The sequence below is a fragment of the Flavivirga aquimarina genome (assembly GCF_030540835.1).
In the GTDB taxonomy this organism is placed as follows: Bacteria; Bacteroidota; Bacteroidia; order Flavobacteriales; family Flavobacteriaceae; genus Flavivirga; species Flavivirga aquimarina.
Window position 1 is genome coordinate 1 of record NZ_JAUOEK010000083.1, and the last position, 2,069, is coordinate 2,069.

General features: G+C 33.1%; 3 protein-coding genes. All 3 read right to left on the bottom strand.

What is annotated here, in order from left to right:
* On the bottom strand, positions 1-1,086 hold a 1,086-nt coding region (locus tag Q4Q35_RS07305), incomplete at its 3' end, for a leucine-rich repeat domain-containing protein (protein ID WP_303277305.1).
* 348 nt (positions 1,087-1,434) lie between these two features.
* A complete protein-coding gene (locus Q4Q35_RS07310; RefSeq protein WP_303277306.1) occupies positions 1,435-1,671 on the bottom strand; it encodes a T9SS type B sorting domain-containing protein in 237 nt (78 codons plus the stop codon).
* A 48-nt stretch (positions 1,672-1,719) separates the two neighbouring features.
* Positions 1,720-2,069, bottom strand: a 350-nt coding sequence (locus tag Q4Q35_RS07315) for a hypothetical protein (RefSeq protein WP_303277307.1), incomplete at its 5' end; no start/stop codon positions are given.

Below are 2,069 nucleotides of genomic sequence, written 5' to 3' on the forward strand. Positions count from 1 at the left end.
ATTATAACTTATTTCTGTATCGTTATTGGGGTTTATGGCTGTGTTGGACAGCAAAGCGTTTTTAAAATTGACATCGGGGATGTACACTATAGGAGAACAATCGTTACTAAAACTTGCGGTGGTATCTATATCATTTGCCCAATTGGTGTTGCTATAGGTAACATCGTCCACTTGTATACAGCTTAGATCGGGGTTGTTCTGGGCATCAAAACTACTGATCCCCGTATTATTGCCATTGGCAACGTTTAAACTTGTTAAAGCATTATTGTTACAATATAAACTTGTTAAAGCTGTATTGGCAGAGACATCCAAACTTGTTAAAGCATTATCGTCACAATATAAACTTGTTAAAGCTGTATTGGCAGAGACATCCAAACTTGTTAAAGCATTGTGGGTACAATTTAAATTTATTAAATTGGCAGAGACATCTAAACTTGTTAAATTATTATTCCGACAATATAAACTTGTTAAAGCTGTATTGGCAGAGACATTTAAACTTGTTAAATTATTATTCCGACAATCTAAAAATGTTAAAGCTGTATTGGCAGAGACATCTAAACTTGTTAAATTATTATTCCAACAATATAACCTTGTTAAAGCTGTATTGGCAGAGACATCTAAACTTGTTAAAGCATTAGAACTACACCATAAACTTGTTAAAGCTGTATTGGCAGAGAAATCTAAACTTGTTAAAGCATTATCGTAACAGTCTAAACTTGTTAAAGCTGTATTGGCAGAGACATCTAAACTTGTTAAAGCATTATTGGAACAACTTAAATATGTAATATTAACAAAAGCCTCAATACCTGTTAAATCTGCTATGTTATTAAATGAAACATGCATTGTTCCTGTAAAAGCGGCCGCTTCACTACAACTTATTTCCATATCATTATTGGTGTTTATGTCCGTGTTGTTTATCAAATAGTTTTTAAAATTAACATCGGGGATGTTTACATAACATGAACCAATTTGTGCATTGGTGTGTGCAGCACTTACTATAAATAGCAAAAATAACAAAGAGGCATTTTTAATGCCTTTTTTTAAGGTTTGCGCTGGAATCGCTCTGGGAGAATAATTTTTTTTCATTCTTTTATTTTAAAATGGTTAGCTTCTAAAGTGCATTGTTTATATAAATTTTCATAATATAAGTGCTGTAATTGGCTAAATATGGGATGAAAAAAGGGAAAATGGGGATTATAGAAATTGGGTTTAACGATGTGCATTGTTAATGAAGAGCCTATCACAGCAGTTCTAGAAGATACTTGATTGCCTAAAGAGCTGTTCCTAAAATGGTTTTCTGGAACGTTTCTGGTTAGGTTATCTCTTATCTGTTTCTTGGCCTTACCTATTATTAGTAAAAATAGATACTCGGAGAAGTTATTATAATACCTAAACTAATAAAGGGTGCTTCTTAATAGAGTTTAGATTTTAAGCTTAGTACTTTATGGTGAAATGTCCAATAATTTTATGCCCATCAATAGTTATTTCATACCAATAATCATCCTCAAAATCACTCTCCTCCTGCTCTGGTTCAAATTGTTGTTCAAAATAGAGAATGCAATATGGTTCATTATTGATAAAGTCTGACTCTTTTCTATATCCTTTATAATAACTATGGATGCATTGGTACTTTTTCGATTCTTTATGATTTCCTTTATCATACGCTTCCAAAAACGGTCTGAGGGCAAAAATGATTATATGTTAAGCCTTTCATGTGGCTTATCTAAATATAGGTTCTATTGTTCTATAATAAAAACGTGTGTTGTTACCAATTGGTTGAATTGTTGAATTGGTTTTAACTAAACCACTCCTATGGACTGGAAGTCCATAGGTTCGTTTTGGCAGACTGAAAGTCTGCTTCGTGAAATATGGTAAAACTGAATTCGTGTGAATTCGTGAAACCTGCCAGCCGGCAGCTACGGTGTACCCACATCTTTTAAAGAAGGTTTCTATTTTATTATTTACTTTTAGTTCACAAATCTTATTTGATAAATAGGAGTTCATGAATCTTCGATTTCTTTGCTCGTCCAAAGAAAAGTAACAAACCTGCCTGCCGGCAGGCAGGAGAA